At 45.8% G+C, this 21,351-nt stretch carries 3 protein-coding genes; 2 read left to right on the forward strand and 1 reads right to left on the reverse strand.

Annotated elements, in window-relative coordinates:
* Window positions 1-347: 347 nt before the first annotated feature.
* Complete coding sequence (locus OH460_RS13000) at window positions 348-2,114, forward strand: sodium:solute symporter family transporter (RefSeq protein ID WP_061032724.1); 1,767 nt, start codon at window positions 348-350, stop codon at window positions 2,112-2,114.
* A 259-nt stretch (window positions 2,115-2,373) separates the two neighbouring features.
* Window positions 2,374-3,138 (forward strand): transporter substrate-binding domain-containing protein, encoded by a 765-nt coding sequence (locus tag OH460_RS13005; RefSeq protein ID WP_116871926.1) that lies wholly within the window; start codon window positions 2,374-2,376, stop codon window positions 3,136-3,138.
* Between the two features lie 95 nt (window positions 3,139-3,233).
* Here OH460_RS13005 and OH460_RS13010 read toward each other — a convergent pair whose 3' ends face one another.
* Entirely contained in the window at window positions 3,234-21,137 is a 17,904-nt protein-coding gene (locus OH460_RS13010) for a retention module-containing protein (protein WP_269997662.1), read from the reverse strand.
* Window positions 21,138-21,351 lie beyond the last annotated feature (214 nt).

Here is a 21,351-nt window from a genome sequence, read left to right on the forward strand (position 1 = left end):
TGGTTGATAATTATTTCGTAATTTTAATTATGAGAGCTGTCGCAAAATTGGGCTCATTTGTAGCACATTTGTTACGGTTATAACTAAAATCTTATGGGTGACCTTTGTTATTGGTTTTTGGTTTATATTGTAATACATATGTACATTTATCGGGTCGTTAAACATCAAACAAAACCAAAATTAGATGTTAATTAAAACCATTAAAAACAACAACTTAATTAAACCGTTAATCTTAAAGAAAAAATCAATGCGACCTAGATCATACTAAAGACATATTGTAGTACAAATAAACCTTTGTACGCGTTAATCTAAGCCCAGTTAATTATGATATTTAAAAGGCTGAAAAGATGACTATTGATACTTTTGTTGTTCTCGCCTACTTCTTCTTTTTAATCGCGATTGGTTGGATGTTCCGTAAGTTCACCACCTCAACAAGTGATTACTTTAGAGGGGGCGGCAAAATGTTGTGGTGGATGGTTGGTGCAACTGCCTTCATGACACAGTTTTCAGCATGGACGTTTACAGGTGCCGCAGGACGCGCGTTCAATGACGGTTTCGTTATTGTAATCCTATTCTTAGCCAATGCTTTTGGCTACTTCATGAACTATATGTACTTCGCTCCAAAGTTCCGCCAACTTCGTGTGGTAACGGCGATCGAAGCTATTCGTCAGCGCTTTGGTAAAACGTCTGAACAGTTCTTCACATGGGCAGGTATGCCGGACAGCCTTATCTCTGCAGGTATCTGGCTAAACGGTCTAGCTATCTTTGTAGCAGCGGTATTCAATATCCCAATGGAAGCTACCATTGTGGTAACGGGTATGGTTCTAGTATTGATGGCGGTAACGGGCGGCTCTTGGGCGGTTGTTGCTTCTGACTTCATGCAAATGCTTGTAATCATGGCCGTGACAATCACTTGTGCGGTAGCAGCTTACTTCCACGGTGGCGGCTTAACTAACATCGTTGCTAACTTCGACGGCGACTTCATGTTAGGTAACAACCTAAACTACATGAGCATCTTCATCCTTTGGGTTGTATTCATCTTCGTGAAGCAGTTCGGTGTAATGAACAACAGCATCAATGCTTACCGTTACCTATGTGCAAAAGACAGTGAAAACGCACGTAAAGCGGCAGGCCTAGCATGTATCCTTATGGTTGTTGGCCCTCTAATTTGGTTCCTACCACCTTGGTACGTAAGTGCATTCATGCCTGAGTTTGCGGATCAATACGCATCAATGGGCGATAAAGCGGGTGATGCTGCTTACCTAGCATTCGTACAAAACGTAATGCCTGCAGGTATGGTTGGTCTTCTAATGTCTGCAATGTTCGCTGCAACGATGTCTTCTATGGATTCAGGTTTGAACCGTAACGCTGGTATCTTCGTGATGAACTTCTACAGCCCTATTGTTCGTAAAAACGCGACACAAAAAGAGCTGGTTATTGTAAGTAAGCTAACAACCATCATGATGGGTATCATCATTATCTCGATTGGTTTGTTCATCAACTCTCTGCGTCACTTGAGCCTATTCGACATCGTAATGAATGTTGGTGCATTGATTGGCTTCCCAATGCTTATCCCTGTACTACTTGGTATGTGGATTCGTAAGACGCCAGACTGGGCTGGTTGGTCTACTCTAGTGGTTGGTGGTTTCGTTTCTTACATCTTCGGTATTTCGCTTCAAGCAGAAGACATCGAGAACCTATTTGGTCTAGAAACAGCACTGACTGGCCGTGAATGGAGCGACTTGAAAGTTGGTCTAAGCCTAGCGGCTCACGTAGTGTTCACGGGTGGTTACTTCATCCTAACGTCTCGCTTCTACAAAGGCCTAACGCCAGAGCGTGAGAAAGAAGTTGACCAACTATTCACTAACTGGAACACGCCGTTAGTAGCGGAAGGTGAAGAGCAGCAGAACCTAGATACTAAACAGCGTTCAATGCTTGGTAAGCTTATCAGCACGGCAGGTTTCGGTATCCTCGCAATGGCTCTGATTCCAAACGAACCAACAGGACGCTTATTGTTCCTACTATGTGGTTCGATGGTACTAACCGTTGGTATCCTTCTGGTTAACGCATCTAAAGCTCCGGCTAAGATGAACAACGAGTCAGTTGCTAAATAGCTAAACAGCTAAACAGCTAAACAGCTAACAAGTTAAACCAAAATGAAGCCCATGTTATTCAATAACATGGGCTTGTTATTTACCTTCGCTTTATCAAATTAGAATATGAAACGCATCTCGATTAATGCTCACAAACCATAGGAATGCCTATCTCCTCCCCTCGTTTTATCTTATTTTCCAACCTTTCCAATGGTTTGATCTCTTTCTCGGATTGTTTCTGTTACTTTGATTAACAACACAAACACAACAGATAATTACAATGAAAAAAACATCACTATTACTTGCTTCCATTGCTCTGGCACTTTCTGGTGTCGCACAAGCTGACCAGTTAGAAGACATTCAAAAATCCGGTACCCTTCGTGTGGGCACCACTGGCGACTACAAGCCATTTTCTTACTTTGATGGTAAAAGCTACTCTGGCTACGATATCGATGTTGCACAGCACATCGCGGAGCAATTAGGCGTTGAATTGAAGATTGTTCGTACCACATGGAAAGATCTGCTGACCGACCTAGACGACGATAAATACGACATCGCGATGGGAGGCATTACACGTAAAATGCAGCGTCAGCTAAACGCAGAACAAACTCAAGGCTACATGACCTTTGGTAAGTGTTTCTTAGTCGCTAAAGGTAAAGCAGAACAGTACAACAGCATCGAGAAAGTGAATCTATCTTCGGTCCGTGTTGGCGTAAATATCGGTGGCACTAACGAGATGTTTGCAGATGCTCATTTACAGAATGCAAGCTTCACTCGCTACGAAAACAACTTAGATGTACCGCAAGCCGTTGCGGAAGGCAAAGTTGATGTAATGGTGACTGAAACTCCGGAAGGCCTATTCTACCAAGTGACGGACGAACGCCTTGAAGCAGCTCGCTGTGAAACACCATTTACCAACAGCCAATTCGGTTACCTCATTCCTAAAGGTGAGCAACGTTTGCTGAACACTGTGAACTTCATTATGGATGAGATGAAACTGAAAGGTGTTGAAGAAGAGTTCCTGATTCACAACTCTCTTAAATAGTTTTCTATAGTTTTAGATAAAAAATAGGCCAGCATTGCTGGCCTATTTCATTTATTTTAATCCGCTCTGGCTATCGAGCTTATCAGAGCGGAAAACTACCCATGAGTAATAACATTCTGCTGTACGAGTGCGTCCAGAATATCTGAAGGCATAGTACCGCTTAACGTCAACTGAGGCGCGAGGTCCTCAACCACAATCACTTGCTCTGTTGTACCTAAGCCATCAGGGTTGATGGTTAACTCAACATCATTCCCTTCTAGCTTGGCATCAACATGCTGAAGCAATGTCGCCATATTCACATTCGCGTCTTTCAGTTCAGGTAATACCTCACGTAGGTCAATCTGGTCACCTTCGGCTAAATTGAAGTCAGTGATCGTATCTTCGACACCATCCTCAATGTTCAGCCAAACAAACGAGTCCATACCATCACCACCGGTCAAGATATCCGAACCGCCGCCACCAATGAGCGTATCGTTGCCATCACCGCCGATAAGGGTGTCATCACCAGCTCCGCCTTCAAGTCGGTCATTACCTGAGCCCGCCGTTAGATCTGTTGCATTAGCCCCAGCCAGTAACTGCACATCATCGGTCTCACTAGCCAAATTAATATCTACTGCGTTTGACACAATGTTCACGTTTAGATCGATTGCCGCCGATGTGGCTGTATCGTTGTTATCTAGCTCTTCAGAAACTGCCTCAACTTTAAGCGTGTAGCTACCTGGTGTTTGAGAAAGCCCAACCACCTGCAAACTTTCAATTGCATCAGCGGTCGCCATCCATACCCCACCACCAAGATCCGTTACGGAGCCAACGTCACTGGTGATTTGAGCCCCCGCAGGCACATCACTGATATGTAGCGTTAGCTCTTCTGTAACGTCTGTTAGAGCTGCGATAATGCCAACCAAAGGAACACCACTATTACTCACCGACTGGCTCGCAGTGATGTTTCTTACGTAGTTAGACGCAGGGTCAATCGTTAGGCTTGGCGCGTTCGCTACAGGCGTCACCGCAATGTTATAAACAACTGGTGCCGTTTCAATAGCGATACCAGAAGGATTACCGCTGTCTTTGGCGGTGACCTCTAAGCCGATGTTGTTGGTTGGAGCCAAGCTTGCATCAAGGTAAACCCCATTCGGACTGGTCGGTGTGTCAATCAAGGCATTCAGATCGCTCAGCGTCCCCACCAACGTCACCGAACCACTATTGTCACCATTAACGGTCAAACTAGTACCAGCAGGTAATGATACGGAAAGTGTTCCGTAATCAACGGTCAGCGTTACTGTCATCAAGTCATTAGCAAAACTATCGACATAATCAGGGTCACTGACATTAATACCACTAAGCAGTTGTCCTGCGTCTTCATTAATCAACATAGTGACACTGTCACCACTCACGACAGGAGTATCGTTCAAACCTTGTACCACGGCAGTGATTTCAGCGGTATCGGTTAGGAAGTCATTAACGCCATTCGTTGTCCCGTCATCCTCTACGGTATAAGTAAACTTAACATCACCGTTGTATTCATCTGCTGCGGTAAATACCCAGTAAGGACCAGTAATCGTAGCATCATCTGCCCCACCGACGTTTTCAAAGCGTTGCAGTGTGCCTTGGCCTTGATCGAGCACCAGATTAGTCACGGTAATCGTATCATTTTCCGGATCTGTCGTCGCTGCAAGCAAATCCTCTTCCTTGATGATCAATTGACCTTCTTCGAGGATGGTGCCTAAATCGATATCCGTTGCATCCGGTTTATCATTCACTTCCGTTACCACAACACTGATTTCAGCACTGTCAGTTAGGAAATCATCGACACCGTTTGTCGTGCCGTCATCCTCAACGCTATAAGTGAATTTAACGTCGCCGTTGTATTCATCGGCTGCGGTAAACACCCAATATGGGCCCGTAATCGTCGCATCATCCGCACCACCCACGTTTTCGAAGCGTTGCAGTGTGCCCTGACCTTGATCGAGCACCAAACTGGTCACAGTAATTGCGTCATTGTCTGGGTCTGTGGTCGCGGCTATCAAATCCTCTTCTTTGATGATCAATTGACCTTCTTCAAGCATGGTGCCTAGGTCGATATCCGCCGCAACAGGCTGATCATTCACTTCGGTGACTTCAAGGCTAATTTCAGCACTGTCAGTTTGGAAGTCATCCACGCCATTAGTTGTGCCATCATCGATAATGGAGTAATTGAATTTAACATCGCCGTTAAAATCGTTGTCGGCGACAAATAGCCAGAATGGACCGGTAATCGCTGCGTTGTCAGCGCCACCAGCATTTTCAAAGCGCGTTAACTGACCTTGTCCCTGAGTCAGGGTGACACCTGTTACCGTGAGGTTGTGGTTTTCAGGGTCAGAACTTGCTGCAATCAAATCACCTTCAACAATGACTATCTGACCATCTTCAGCAATCGAGCCTAAATCAACGTCTGTCGCGATAGGCGCGTCGTTTACTTCCGTCACCTTAATCGTGAAAGTCGTCTGGTTAGTCTGTGCAGTGTTCGGATCCGCTGGGTCAATAAGACCATTGTTACCGCCGTCATCGAGTGTTGCGTTGATTGTCACCAACCCACTCTGGTTGAGGTAGTTCTGGTCTGGATCCGGCTTAAAGGTCACCGCACCATTGGTCAATGCCGTATTGATGTCAGCTTCTTTACCGGTGATGACCAGTGAACCGTCAGGTTGCAGTACAAACGTCACATCTGGAGAGCTTGTAAACTCAAAGACGCCCTGTGCTCCTGGCAATGTTTGGTCAATTTCCAACGTCAGCGTATACGGCGCATCTGGGTTATCAAAACTTGCGTCTACGTCGTAGATGCTGAAGTTGTTAATCGCGACACCAGTTGAGTCTTCTTGCGTTTCAATATTGGTAACGTTGACGAACGTTGGTTGATCGTTGATAGGGTCAATCACTAAATCAACATCGAAGCTGGTTGGTGTACCCAGGTATTCAGTGTTGTCAGCATCAGTGTCCACAGAGCGAACCGTGATTTGTAATGGGCCAGTAATACCCAACGCATTACCTGTATCGCTGTTGTGTTGACCAGAATTAAATACGATCTTATCAAGCGACTGAGCAGGTACATCCAGCGTCCAAATCTGTGTCACCGGATCGTAGCTCGCCAACGTCGTACCGTCTGGATAGTAGATAGAGGCATCTTGAGGTACACCAGCCACCTCTACACGAAGTGTCTCTGGCGCATTTTCGGTATACGTGCCGCTGCCTGTTGCAGATAGCTCTTTATCCAAAATAGTCGCATTGATTTCGATATCAATGTTTTGGCCTTCATTGCCAGTAACAGAGTCCGTTGGGTTGGTATCAACATCATCACCCACTGGCACCACATGCAGCTTAAAGCTTGGTAGGTTCGAGGCTGCAGTTGGCACGCCTAACAAGGATTCTTGAGTAAAGACAGCAACGCCAAATTCCGCCGTACCACTGAAGTTTTTAGGCGGTAGGATCGAAATCTCACTCAAATCAAATGACAACCCTGATGCTTGAGGCAGTTGAACACTCCACTCACCACCACCATTGTTCTTCACTGTATAAGCTGAGCCCGGATCTGCATTCATTAAGAATCCATCAGGTACACCGGTGAACTTAATCGAAACGAACTGCTCTGAGCCGTCTAGGTCAGTGAGCGCAATAGAAACAGGCCCCGTTCCCGATAGAGAAATAGCTTGATCTTCATTGCCCGTGATCTCAATGACATCAGGATCACTACCCGGCCCTGTTACAAGCACATCATCAACCACAGGGACAACTTCAAAGCTAACACTGGTGTTGAACGTATCAGTATCGGTTGCCGTTCCAACTGGAGACGAGGCGTCATTGTAAGTAGCGGTATCGGTTATTGTTCCGCTGACATTCACCTGTACTTGGTTAATATCATTCCCCGTTGGGTAGTTGAGAGCAGGACGGAACAATACATTGTCCAGAGCGCCGGCATTAATGTCCGCTTCATTGAAGGTCACGGACGTACCAAGCGATACACCCGCGCTTGTGTAAAACGCACCTACACTTGTGTCATCCAAAGTCAGCGTAATAGATGTGAATTTTTCGTCGCCACCCTCAACCCCACTGACTTGGTCAGTAATGGTTGTGCTGAAATCAAGCTGAATGTAAGTATCTTCGTAACCCACTGGATCTTGTCCTGGTTGACCATCAGTATCAACAGGATTAAACGAGTCATCGAGCGAGCCAACAACCGTAACATCTATGTCTGGATTACCTTCAACGTCAGGAGCGACTTTAATAACGACATCGGTCACCAAGGTTTTCTCATCACCAGACAGTGTATCTTTAGTTACTATTGTGATTGGTAACCTAAAGTCGCCAGAATAGTCAGCTGGCAAGTTAAGAAGCAAACCAGAGAAATCTGTCGAAACGCCCTGATCAACGGTAGTTTCAAATACATACTTCCCGTTAACGAAGTCAACATCACTGCCTCCCCCTAAACTGATTGGGAAAGTCACTCCTGGGGGAATGGTCACAGAGTCATCAATAATGATAGTCACTTGGTCTGTTGAAGCGTCTTCACCGGAGAATGTGATCAGACTATTTAGTGCCGCTCCCAAGTCTAGCTGTGTATCCTCTACAGCATCGACAACGCTATCTGGCGTCATCGTAATATCTGCAGCTACCTCGTTCCCGCCAACAAGTACTTCTGGGAATGACAAGTTCACTTCACCTTCCCTCTGAACTGCAGCTGATGACTCAGTTTCAGCGCCATCACCTCGATCAATCACGGTACTGTAGATGGTCATCTTGATGTCATTGAAAACGCCTGGAAGGCCAGAAACTGGCGGAAACGCAAGACCGTTTGGTGCACTAATACTAAACAGATCTTCATTTGTTACCACCCAACGACCATTGCCTTCATAAGCGGCACCAATAACAAGCAGCTGGTTGAGGACAGCATCTGATAACGCCGAGTCGTCCACATTGGTCAGTTGAATCACTAGCTGGTCAACTTCTTCAATAGCAGACGAAGCATCAGTTTCTTGGTATCGAATAACAAACTCATCCGTAACCGAAGTATTGTCACTGTTGGTTGTAAATTTGAGAACACCAGTTAGGGCATCCGCGACCACTGTACTCAAGTCTGTAAGACCCGCGACCTCATCGACCACAAGTTTGTTGCTCGCATCTTCTGGCTCAACCACAGGTCGCACACGCACATCAATCGAGCCCGTGATTGTCGCTGTTGCAATACCCTGACCAGGATCAGTAGCGTCAACGTATTCATGATCGCGTTCTTCAATCGTGACAACCGTATTTAGCGTAAAGTCGGTGCTCGAATCTTGTTCCGGTGTTATCTGAATAAAATTATTGTTCAATGCTATCTGAGTGAACGCTTCTGGAGTCTGCCCGCTCTTAGGTGTGATGGTTAGCGTTCCAGCCGCAGCATCGTAGTTCCAAATCACATCACCGTTTACAACCACATTTTCAACACCATTTGGAATGCCACTGATAACGATTGAAGTGAAGTGCTCATCATCGTCAATGTAATCAGTGCCCTCTGGGTGCCAATCAATGTTGATCGCCGTATCTTCGTCCCCACGAGTCACCGTATTGTAGGTTGCAGAGGTATCAATCCTAGGCTCAACCAGCACTCGAACTTCTTGGTCAAAGGTAAGCGTATGACCATCATTCTCGGTCACGATCACTTTACCTTGGATGTGGATATTCTCTGTCGATGAATCAACAGGTCTAATTCGGATACCTGAAGTTTTCCCCGCCTCAGTGATGTTCGCTTCATAAATAGGTTTAGACAGATCAGGGCTACCACCCGGTCCCGTTTCATAACCAACAAAGTTCAAGTCAATCACGGTACCATCGCCATCTTCCAAGATAACGCCGTCAGGAATGCCTGAAAGAATCACCGTTATCGACTCTGAGCCATCGTCAGGTAGTGGTGTTGTACCGCTATCAGGTCTTCTCTCGCCCGACAATACAGTGAAATCGAGTTCAGCAAAGCTATCGCCATTTTGACTCTCTTGAATTGTGGTTTGAACGCCAGATGTTGTGCCATCGGTGATTGCTGTCCAAGCTGTGCCGTTGGTACCACCGTAAGGAATATCAGCGACACCTTTCACTTCTACGTTAACCGTTTTAGTCCCTAGGATTTCTTCATCAACTTGTGCACCAGTAGAGAGGTTCGCGGTATCTTTTACAACACCCGTAACCTCAAACGTGAAATCAACATTGCTGTGTTTAGTCGGAACAATTTCTACATTGGCTAAATCGGAATACGCCACTTCCTGATAATCGACACCGTTGATGGTGATTGTAGGAACCGGAGTAGTGGTTCCGAGGAAATAAAGCACCGCACCTTCGGTTATATTGCTGATTCGAACAAACAACTCTTCGGAGCCATCAGTGTCCACCGAGCCATTCATGGTGATCACTTCATCCAACGTGAAGGCATCTTTGTTTGCCAGAGGACCGAGGTAGTCTGGATCATCAATATTGTCTTCATTAATACGAATCCGGTTAACGCTGAACGAGCCTGGATCCGCATCGGCAGTCACATCAATGATAATGTTTTGCTCTACAGAGCGAGCCGTTGTCTTATCATTTGCCCCTCCGTTGGCTGCGTCATCGTATGGATTACGCGTCTCTTCCGTAATTGCGGTTGCTTTGAACTCAATTTGCCCAGAGAAATTATCAATAGGGTTAACCACGGTGCTATTGATATCTGCGGCAGCAATCGTGTAGACACCATTGACCGGCGTTAACACATTGCCATTTTGATCCAACAGCTCAAACTTCCCATCACCCTGAATCGCTTCAAGCTCATAGGTAATGGTCTCGGTACGGCTGTTATCTTGTGACTCTGCGTTCAGCTGCAGCGTCACATTGTCTTCATCTTCATTCACTTGATATTGATACGTGCTATTCGCATCATCCCAAGTGGCGATGTCGGCTACCGCTTCAATTTCAATTCTAAAGTTTGAGGTTACGGTGTGGTCTAGCGAACCATTATTATCAATCTCAAGTTCGTAGTTGATTCGCACACCATTGTCATTCGAACCGTAGTTTTGGTCTGGAACAAAGAACAAGTTATCGATTGTCGCGATGATGTCTAATGGCTGGTTCGTGCTTGGAGCAAAGCTCTGCTGCATTTGAGGCGGACCAAACAAGATATCACCGTTTGGTTCAGCGACTAACTTGTGATATTCCACGCCATCAAAGTAATAGAACGTCCCTCTGTGATTACCACTTTGAATCGTCAGTTGGCCGATAGACTCGCCATTATCTTGGTCCTTCAGGTTAACCTGCAGCGCAATTTGTGCAGGGGCATCAGGCAAACCGCTTTGATTATCTTGAATATTCTCTAGGCTTGGAGCATCGCCCGTTGCGTAAGGGATTGTCGAGTCTCTACCCGCATCCTCAAACGTAGTCACCTTGAGCGATACTGCTGAAGACTCTTCATCCGTGATCGTGATGTTCAAAGGCGTTGATGACGTATCCAAATCACCGTCTGTCGCAATAACATTGATCGAGAAGTCGATGGTGTCTCCATCATGATCGAGATAATTAGTGGCTCTAAACTCCACCTCACCATTGGAATTTATGCGCAGTCTACCAAGCTCGCGAGTATCGATACCGCCACTACCATCATCGGTTTGTTCATACACTCGTACCTGCTGGACACCACTGTTTAAATCAAAGCTGCTGCTGTATGGCCCATTGTTTCCTGTGCGGAACACGATGTCGGCGCCATTGCTGGTAATGCCCTCTATGCGAGTCAGCGCTGCATCATCCGCACCCACATCCGTCGCATTAGCAAACATGTTAACTTTGGAGTTGCCATAACCTTGGCCTTCAATTCGCGTGATCGATTGAGTAGTCACCAACGGAACATCATCAGTTACCGTAATAGTCAGGTCGATGGCGTTCGATTTATCTTGGTCAAAATCTTCAGCCACGACAGAGAAATCAAGCTCGATGGTGTTTTCATTCGCGCCATCAGGGTGCTTAAGTGGTTTAAACAGCTCAAATTGATAACTGTTGTTTGAGGTATCGAAAATGATTTCAAACACAGGTTGATTGCTGGTTACCGTCTGAGCAACATAAGTGAAGGTTGTACCGCTTTGTGAAACAGGCAACCACTCTAGGCTTTCTCCATCAGAAGTTAAGCCTGCAATCACTAAGTTTTCATCGACCAATTCGTACTTAACAACACCATCAGCACCTTCATCAACGGTGAATAGCCCGTTAATAATGGTGTCTTCGGATTGATCCGAACCAATCCCAGCAAGATCATCTTCATCAACCACCGTCTCACCCGTTGGCGCACTCATCACTGGAACATCATCGAGCACTTCGATCGGCAGTACATACTGGTTAGAGTCATCACCGTCACCATCAACCGCAACGACATCAAATGGAATCGTTAAGGTATTGGAATTCGGGCTTGTTGGATGGTTTAGAGGACCTAGCAACGTAAACGTATAAGAGCCGTCATTCGCTAGCGCGAGCGTGAAGATAGGAGTTCCGCTTGTTGTCGTACCTTGATAGGTCGTTGTGTTCGCAGCTCCAGTGACTTCTGTAATAGAAATAGCTTCAGTTCCAGAGGTCAATGTCGCTTCAAGAGCAGAGATATTACGCAGTTCGTAAACCTCTACTTGGTCAGCACCTTCTGTGGTAACAAATGCACCTGTTGCTTGAGAGACCACAGACCCAAGATCATCTTCATCAACCACAAATGTGCTGGTCACTGTCGTGTCGGTAATGACAGGCACATCATCGGTGATAGTAACGGTCAAAGGTTTCATCACAGAATCGGTATTGTCTAGGTCGACCGCGATCACTGGCAGAGTGAATACTTGATCGTTGTTGCCTTGTACAGGCAGATGATCGAGCTCTTCCAACAAAGTGAAGGTGTATTCGCCTAGCACCACACTACTAAAAGTGATGGTAAAGATATCAGTTTGAACACCACCACTTTCAACGAAACCAATATAGGTTCCGCTGTTGGCTGGATCTTCTTTAAGCTGAACTACTAGGCCATCCGATTTCAAATCACCAGACGTGTTGAACTGAGTGGTATCAATACGGAAATGACTCATATCATCACTGCCCGCTGTGAAAGTGATGGTTTCAGTTTGGCTCACAGGTAAGCTCGGAGATGAGCCATCCACTAGATTCGCTTCTTCCAATGCAACCGTTGGTACCGTATCAATTACCGGTGGAGCACCATCTGAAATCGTCAGTGTCACTGTCGAAGTAACAATATCACCGTCTTTATCTTCTGATGTGACGGTAATCGTCTTAACGATGTCACCACCAGAATGATTCAGATTTCGATTAGGCTCAAAGCGCACATCGCCTTCAAGCGTGATAAACAACGAACCTTCTGTAAATACGAACTCTTGCTCACCAGTATTGGTTTGCACTAGAGATTCTTCAGGCTGACTACCATAAGTAAATTTGGTTATGGTGGCGCCATCAGCACTTTGCGCAGGCATCACATCAAATGTCGTTGTAGTTGGCGTACCCGTACTTGGCTCTGTGATGCTCAGAGCACCAGATTGCATCAATTGAACATCATCACTGATGGTCACAGAAAGCGGTTTAGACGCTGAAATATCACCATCAGTGTCTTGTGCGTAAACGGAAAGATCAAAACTAAGATCGTTGTTTCCTAATCCGTCGACATGATCCAAACGCTCTAACAAAGTAAACGTGTACTCACTCGGGTTAGTGTTATCAAATTCTAGAGTGAAGATAATTTTCTCAACACCCGAGCCATCCGTTGTGAATGCTATGTAGTCACCTGAACCAGCAGGCTCTTCACGCAAGCTCAATTCAAGGCCATCAGACTTCAATACACCGCTGGTATTAAACAACCCTACTTCGACGACAATCTTCTCGATGTCATCACTGCTTGCGAGTGAAGTAATGGTTTGAGTTACGCTGACTGGGTTGCCACTCGGTGTTGAACCATCAGCCAGTAAGCTTTCAGACAAGCTAACACTCGGTACGACATTCAACGTTGGCCCATCACCATCAACGATAGTGAGTGTTACCGTTGAAGAGGAAATATCCTTATCAAAATCAGATGAAGTAAATTCAATCAGCTTAACAATGTCGCCCGCTGAGTGGTCAAGATTACGATTTGGTTCAAACCTTACATCGCCATCCAAAGTGACAAACAGCGAGCCTTCAGTGAAAACAAATTCCTGCTCACCGCTGATGTTTTGATTTAAGGTAATCGCAGACCCACCGTCATAAGTGAACTGTGTAATGGTCGCCCCATCAGCACTTTGCGTAGGTAAAACATCAACCGTCGAGGTAGTTGGTGTGCCAGTATTTGGCTCTGTGATGGTTAACGTGCCATCTTGCATTTGTTGGAGGTCATCTTGAATAGTGACAACAACATCACGCTTAACTGAGTCATCACCATCAGTATCAACCGCATAAACAGGTAAATTGAAGTTAAGGTCGTTATTGAGTGCGCCATCAAGGTGATCGAGAGCCTCAATCAGCGTGAAGGTGAACTGACCTTTATTGACACTATCAAAATCAATGGTGAATACATCAGTTACGTTACCGGCCCCATCATCAGTAAACCCGATGTAGTCGCCAGGTGAAGCAGGATCTTCTTTTAGCTGAACAACAAGACCATTTGATTTCAGCACATCACCAGGGTTGAATTCGTTGGTCGCGATTCTAAAGTGGCTTAAGTCATCACTACCCACGGTGTAGGTAATGGTTTGTGTTGAACTCACCGCAGAACCACTTGGCGTTGAGCCATCTGCTAGGTTCACTTCCGATAAGTTGACGCTAGGAACAACATCGATAACCGGATCAATCCCATCTTGGATCGTCAATGTGACATCCGCGGTATCAGTATCGTTATCAAAGTCGCTGGTCGTTACAACAATCGTTCTAACAATATCACCCGCTGAATGATCCAGATTTCGATTTGGCTCAAAACGAACTTCGCCTTCAATCGTGATGTATAGTAAACCATCGGTTACAGTAAACACCTGTTCTGTCGATACATTCGGATCCAAGGTGACAGCAGTACCACCATCGTAAATAAATTGGGTGACCTTTGCGCCATCAGCACTTTGAGTCGGCATAACATCAATAGTTGGCGTAGTTGGTGTGCCTGCCACGAGATCAGCCAGTGACGGCTCAACAATATTCAATGACCCGTCTTGTACACCTTGTACATCATCGGTAATGGTCACTGTCATTGGTGACATCGCAGACTCATCACCATCGGTATCCACTGCTAAAACCGGCACATCGAAGTTTAGAGTATTATTCTGCAATCCATCCGCGTGGTCTAACGCTTCAAGCAGCGTAAACGTGTATTGCCCTAAATTTGTGGTTGAGAAACTGATTGTAAACACGTTGGTTTCTACGTTAGCACCGTCTTTTACAAAGCCAATGTAGTTACCAGAGTTCGCTGGCTGCTCTTTAATCTCAACCTCTAATCCATTCGACTTCAAAGCCCCCGAAGTATTGAACTGGGCAGGGTCAATTCTGAAATGACTAACATCATCACTACCCTCGGTATAGGTAATCACTTGAGTCATCGATACTGGATTACCCGTTGGCGCAGAGCCATCAGCAAGTTCGACCTCAGAAAGACTCACACCAGGAATGACATTGATGATTGGTAGGTCACCATCGGTAATAGTTAGCGTTACTGTTGAAGTCACCACATCGCTATCAGAGTCACTTGAACTGACGACTATCGACTTAACGATATCCCCGCTCGAGTGATTAAGATCGCGGTTCGGTTCAAAGCGAACATCGCCTTGCAGAGTGATATAGAGCGAGCCTTCAGCAACCACAAACTTCTGCTCACCCGTATTACTCTGGTCAAGCGTAAACACCGTGCCATTGTCGTAATTGATTTGGGTGATAGTCGTGCCATCGGCCCCTTCTTGATCAAGAACGTTGACGGTCGTGGTTGTCGGCGTGCCAGCGGCTAAGTCAGCCACTGTCGGCTCTTCAATGCTGAGAGCACCATCCACCATGACTTGAATATCATCGGTAATCGTTACAGCCAGAGGCGACATCAGAGAGTCATCGCCATCGCTATCGACCGCGTACACTGGCAAGTTAAACGTTAGATCGTTATTACCTTGAATTGGTGTATGGTCAATCGCTTCTAAAAGCGTGAAGGTGTACTCACCTAGAGTCGTGCTGCTAAATGCAAGAGTGAAGACTGTAGTTTCTACATTTGAAATGTCTGTGGTGAAGCCAATGTAGTTACCTGAACCCGCAGGTTCTTCTCGGATCTCAATCACTAAGCCATCAGATTTCAGCGTACCGCCAGTATTAAACTCACTCGGCTCTAAGCGGAATTTTACAACATCATCACTTTGGTTGGTAAAAGTGATGGTTTCTGTTTGGCTAACCGCACTGCCACTTGGTGACGAACCATCAGCCAGATCCGCTTCTTCAAGTGCCACACTCGGCACCGCATCGATAGTCGGGTTATCGCCATCGGTTATGGTCAACGTAACAGTCGCGGTCACCGGATCGTTATCAAAGTCATTCGATGTCACGACTATCGACTTAACAATGTCCTCGCTCGCGGAATGGTCTAAGTTACGGTTGGGTTCAAAACGCATCTCACCTTGAAGGGTGATGTACAACTCACCTTCTATGAAACTGAATTTCTGCTCGCCTACGATACTCTGATCCAACGTTTTAACGATGCCACCAAAAGAAAACTCAGTGATGCTTGCACCATCAGCACTTTGGTTTGGCATTACATCAATGGTGCTAGTTGTCACCGTACCGTCAGCCAGATTTGGCTCAACGATATCTAGCGTGCCATCTTGCATGATTTGAACATCATCACCGATAGTCACATTTAGCTGAGACACCAAAGAATCATCGCCATCGCTGTCTACCGCATAGACCGGAAGATCAAAGGTCAGATCATTGTTCGCTAGACCATCTGCATGATCTAACGCTTCCAATAAAGTAAAGGTATATTCACCAAGAGTCGTGGTCGAGAAGCTAATCGTGAATACTGGAATTTCAGTGTTTGAGCCATCAGTAATAAAGCCGATATAAGTGCCCGGATTCACTGAATCTTCTTTTATCTCGACCGCAAAACCATTCGATTTCAGTGCACCACCAACATTGAACTCGGTAGGTTCAATACGGAAACGGGTCACATCATCACTTTGATTAGTAAAAGTGATCGTCTCAGTTTGACTTACAGCACCGCCACTTGGTGCTGAGCCATCAGCAAGGTTGGTTTCAGAAAGAGTAACGCTTGGCACCGTATTAATGGTCGGGATATCACCATCGGTAATCGTCAGGGTGACTGTCGAGGTCACGGTGTCCTTATCGAAATCGCTTGAGGTGACCTCGATCTGTTTCACGATATCTCCACTAGTATGGTCGAGATTACGGTTCGGCTCGAAGCGAACATCACCTTGGATAGTGATATACAGTGAACCTTCAGCAACTACGAACTTCTGCTCGCCAGTATTATTCTGGTCAAGCGTTAATACAGCCCCGCCATCATAAGTAAATTGCGTGATGGTCGCGCCGTCTGCCCCTTCTTGATCAAATACATTAACGGTTGTTGTCGTGGGCGTGCCCGCAGCCAAATCGGCAACTGTTGGCTCGACAATATTTAGAGATCCATCTTGCATGATTTGAACATCATCACCGATGGTCACATTCAACTGTGACACCAATGAATCATCGCCGTCGGTGTCTACCGCATAAACAGGAAGGTTAAAGCTAAGATCGTTGTTCGCTAAACCATCCACATGGTCTAACGCTTCCAATAACGTAAAAGTGTATTGGCCGAGGGTAGTACTAGAGAAACTGATCGTGAACACGTTGGTTTCGACGTTCGAACCATCAGTCACAAAACCGATGTAACCACCTGGTGTGCTTGGGTCTGCTTTTAGTTCAACCACCAGCCCATTTGATTTGAGCGCTCCACCTACATTGAATTCTGTCGGTTCAATACGGAAACTCGCGACATCATCACTTTGATTAGTAAAGGTAATCGTCTCTGTTTGACTTACTGCAGAACCGCTTGGCGTAGAACCATCACTCAAATTAGTTTCAGATAAAGTAATACTCGGTACATTGTCGATCGTTGGAATATCACCATCAGTAATAGTCAACGTGACTGTAGAAGTAACAACATCACTATCTGAGTCGCTTGAAGTCACGACTATCGACTTAACGATGTCTCCACTTGTATGGTCGAGGTTACGATTCGGTTCAAAGCGCACATCACCTTGCAGCGTGACATAAAGCGAACCTTCAGCAACCACAAACTTCTGCTCTCCCGTATTGCTCTGGTCAAGCGTAAATACTGTGCCGTTGTCATAATTGATTTGGGTGATGGTCGTGCCGTCAGCCCCTTCTTGATCAAGAACATTCACAGTCGTAGTTGTCGGTGTACCCGAGGCTAAATCAGCCACAGTCGGCTCTTCAATCGTAAACGCGCCATCTACCATGACTTGGATATCATCGGTAATCGTCACAGCAAGTGGCGACATGAGAGAATCATCGCCATCGCTATCGACCGCGTACACTGGCAAGTTAAACGTTAAGTCGTTATTGCCTTGAATTGGGGTATGGTCAATCGCTTCTAGAAGCGTAAAGGTGTATTCACCTAAAGTCGTGCTGCTAAATGCAAGCGTGAAGACTGTGGTCTCGACATTTGAAGTGTCAGTGGTGAAGCCAATGTAGTTACCCGAACCCGCAGGCTCTTCTCGAATCTCAATCACTAAGCCATCAGATTTCAGAGTACCGCCAGTATTAAACTCACTCGGCTCCAAGCGGAATTTTTCAACATCATCACTTTGATTGGTGAAAGTGATGGTTTCTGTTTGGCTAACCGCACTGCCGCTTGGTGACGAGCCATCAGCGAGATCCGCTTCTTCAAGAGCAACACTCGGTACCGCATCGATAGTCGGGTTATCACCATCAGTAATAGTCAAAGTAACGGTTGATGTCACCGGGTCGTTATCAAAGTCGTTCGACGTCACGACTATGGACTTAACAATGTCTTCGCTAGCGGAGTGGTCTAGATTACGGTTTGGTTCAAAGCGCATCTCACCTTGAAGTGTGATGTACAACTCACCCTCTGTGAAAGTGAATTTCTGCTCGCCAGTATTACTCTGATCCAGAGTTTGAACAATGCCGCCGAAAGAAAACTCTGTGATGGTCGCACCATCGGCACTTTGGTTTGGCATCACATCAATGGTGTTGGTGGTCACCGTACCGTCAGCAAGGTTAGGCTCGACGATATCTAAGGTGCCATCTTGCATGATTTGAACATCATCACCGATAGTCACATTCAGTTGAGACACAACAGAATCATCACCATCGCTGTCTACCGCATATACTGGAAGATCAAAGCTCAGATCATTGTTCGCTAGGCCATCCACATGGTCTAGCGCTTCAAGTAAAGTAAAGGTGTATTCACCTAACGTAGAAGCAGAGAAGCTAATGGTGAACACTGGGATTTCAGAGCCAGAACCGTTAGTAATAAAACCGATATAAGTACCCGGATTAGAAGAATCTTCTTTTATCTCGACTGCAAGCCCTTGGGACGTCAGTGCCCCACCGACATTGAACTCGGTTGGCTCAATGCGGAAATTCGCCACATCATCACTACCAGCAGTAAAGGTAATCGTTTCAGTTGCGCTTACTGCACTTCCGCTTGGTGCAGAACCATCGGCAAGATCTGTTTCAGATAAAGTAACAGGTGGAATCAGATCTATAGTTGGGTTCTGACCATCGGTAATACTCAGCTCAAGTGTTGAGGTATCAGTATCACCATCACCATCTTCAGCTAAAAATGAGAACTGTTTTACTATCGTTTCACTGCTTGAGTGGTCGATATCACGAGCGACTTCAAAACTGAAATCACCGTTAAGCGAGATAGTGACCACGCCCTCAGTGAAACTGAAGGTTTGAGGAGCATCAGGCAGTAAGCTCTGATCTAATGAATAATCAACACCGTCGTAGTTGAACGATTGAATTGTCGAACCATCCGCACCTTCGAAATTAAACAGGTTATACGAGACGCCAGTATCACCGGCTAAAGTCGGCTCAGTGACAGATTCAACCTTATCAACCAGTTCAACGACATCATCTTTAACGTTGATAAGAATCTGCGCGGCTTCTGGAGTACTTGAACCACTGGATAACGCCGATCTATCGCCATCTGCATCTACCGCATAGATAGGCAGTGCAAAGGTTAAAAGTGCGTCTTCAGCACCTTGATGCGACAATTCTTCATAGAGGTTAAATTCGTAGCTACCCAAGGATGGGCTATCAATTTTAACATCAAAAACCGTAATTCTTGCGCCATTAACCTCAACATAGCCTTCGTACGTTCGCACACCATTGGTTTCATCAACCAATTCAAGTAATACAACCTCGCCGTTAGATATCAGTGTACCACCGGTATTAAACTCTGCAGGTTCAAGTTCATGATGATCGATAATGTCACTATCAAAAATTTCTGAGGTGACACTACCACTTCCTGATACCGTTGCCGTCCCCTCTTGAGACCCGCCAACAATGCCAGCTTCATCAACATCAATACTGTCGACATTGGTAATAACTGGTTTATCACCATCAGAAATAGCGAGGTTGATGGTATTGGTTACGACATCTTGGTCAAAATCGGTAACCGTGATTGGCAAAGAGAAAGAGAGCGAATCAGTGCCGACTTGCTCTATTGGTCTCAATTGCTCAAATCGATAGGTACCGTCAGTATCTAAGCTAACGGTTAAAATAACATCGCTGCTACCTTGGATTGACAGTGTGATGGTACTTCCATCAGCAGACAAAGATGCAACGGTCGTCTGATTGTCACTGAGCACACCATCAAATTGAGCAAGTGCGCTTGAGTCAAAAACAGCTGACTGTAGATTATCACTACCAATATTTGAAAAGGTGCCTTCAATTGCAGCACTGCTTGTTTCAACGTTATCGATAGACACGCTTTCAGCAGACGGATCACCCCCATCAAGGACGGTTACTTGCGCATTAATTGGTGTGACGAGCTGATTACCTGCGGTGTCTTGGCCCTGTATGTCAAAGGCGATGTTGATTTGGTCACCCGTAAAGGAAACCTGTCCGCCACCAATCGACGGAACATGATCTATCGGTTGAGAAACGGTTGTGGTCAGCGATAATTCAATGTCATTTCCAACGCTCACGGCATCAATATCGATGCGCAGCACCTCATCTGTGCCTTGAACACCAATAATCGAATTAGAGGCTGAATCATACGTAAAGGTAACCGGTTGGCCACTAGAGGTAATGTCGCTATTGAGTTCACTAAGGAGCGAGGCGAGAGAAAGTGTTTCTGGAGCAAGCGAATCTGGGTCAAGCGCTAAACTACCCGCAACAACGGTATCAGTAACCGTAACCGATTGAGGGTAGGTATTGCCGGAAATGGAACCTTCGGTCAGTGTTTCGGCGATGGATTGACCACCCGATGAGAGCGTGATCGATCTAAACTCTTCCCTATCTTCATCAACAGATTGATCTTCTAGGCCTGAAGTTTCAAAGAAGGTCGAAGGACGAGTTTCTGTATAGTTGTAATCAATGGTGACAAAGCCTGCGTTTGCAGAGCCCTGGCCGCCACCAGCTGCGGTAGCTTCCAGGATTTGAGTTGGATCGGCACCACCTAAAATGGCTTCTTGAATCGCCGCGAGATCTTCATCAGTAAATGAATCATCAGCAGCTTGCGCCAAATCGATATTCACCTCTCCGGCAATAGGCGCATCCGCCCAAGCCAAGTCTTGATCGACACAACCAACACAATTACCTTCAACCTCAACAGGGCCGCTAGGCAAGCCTATTAGGAGTTCAGCATCATGGGCGGTAATAACAATCTCATTTTCACGGATGATATCGCCAACCGAAACTTTTCTGGCACTGCCGTCAGGCTTAACTACAACCACATCTCCACTGGTAGCTTCAACTACCACAGTCTGACGCGAAACTTCGATATCCATATATCCCCCGATGTCACAAATCGCTGCTTAAGAGCGGTGAAAATTGTTTGTAAAAGCAATCTCAGGTTTTCATTAACTTATATCTCGCTCTTCAGAACACATTCAAACGGTTCATCGAAGAGGTACAAAAAGAGAATAAATTTCACCTGTTTTTTTATAGTTTACTTACCTTTAAGCCTAGTCTTCCCCATAAAAAATGCCATATCTGCGTGAG

It is taken from the genome of Vibrio sp. Makdt, from assembly GCF_027587015.1.
In the GTDB taxonomy this organism is placed as follows: Bacteria; Pseudomonadota; Gammaproteobacteria; order Enterobacterales; family Vibrionaceae; genus Vibrio; species Vibrio chagasii_B.

Coding starts and splice junctions, on each gene's coding strand:
- OH460_RS13000 (WP_061032724.1), top strand. CDS start 348: ATGACTATTGATACTTTTGTTGTTCTCGCCTACTTCTTCTTTTTAATC.
- OH460_RS13005 (WP_116871926.1), top strand. CDS start 2,374: ATGAAAAAAACATCACTATTACTTGCTTCCATTGCTCTGGCACTTTCT.
- OH460_RS13010 (WP_269997662.1), bottom strand. CDS start 21,137: ATGGATATCGAAGTTTCGCGTCAGACTGTGGTAGTTGAAGCTACCAGT.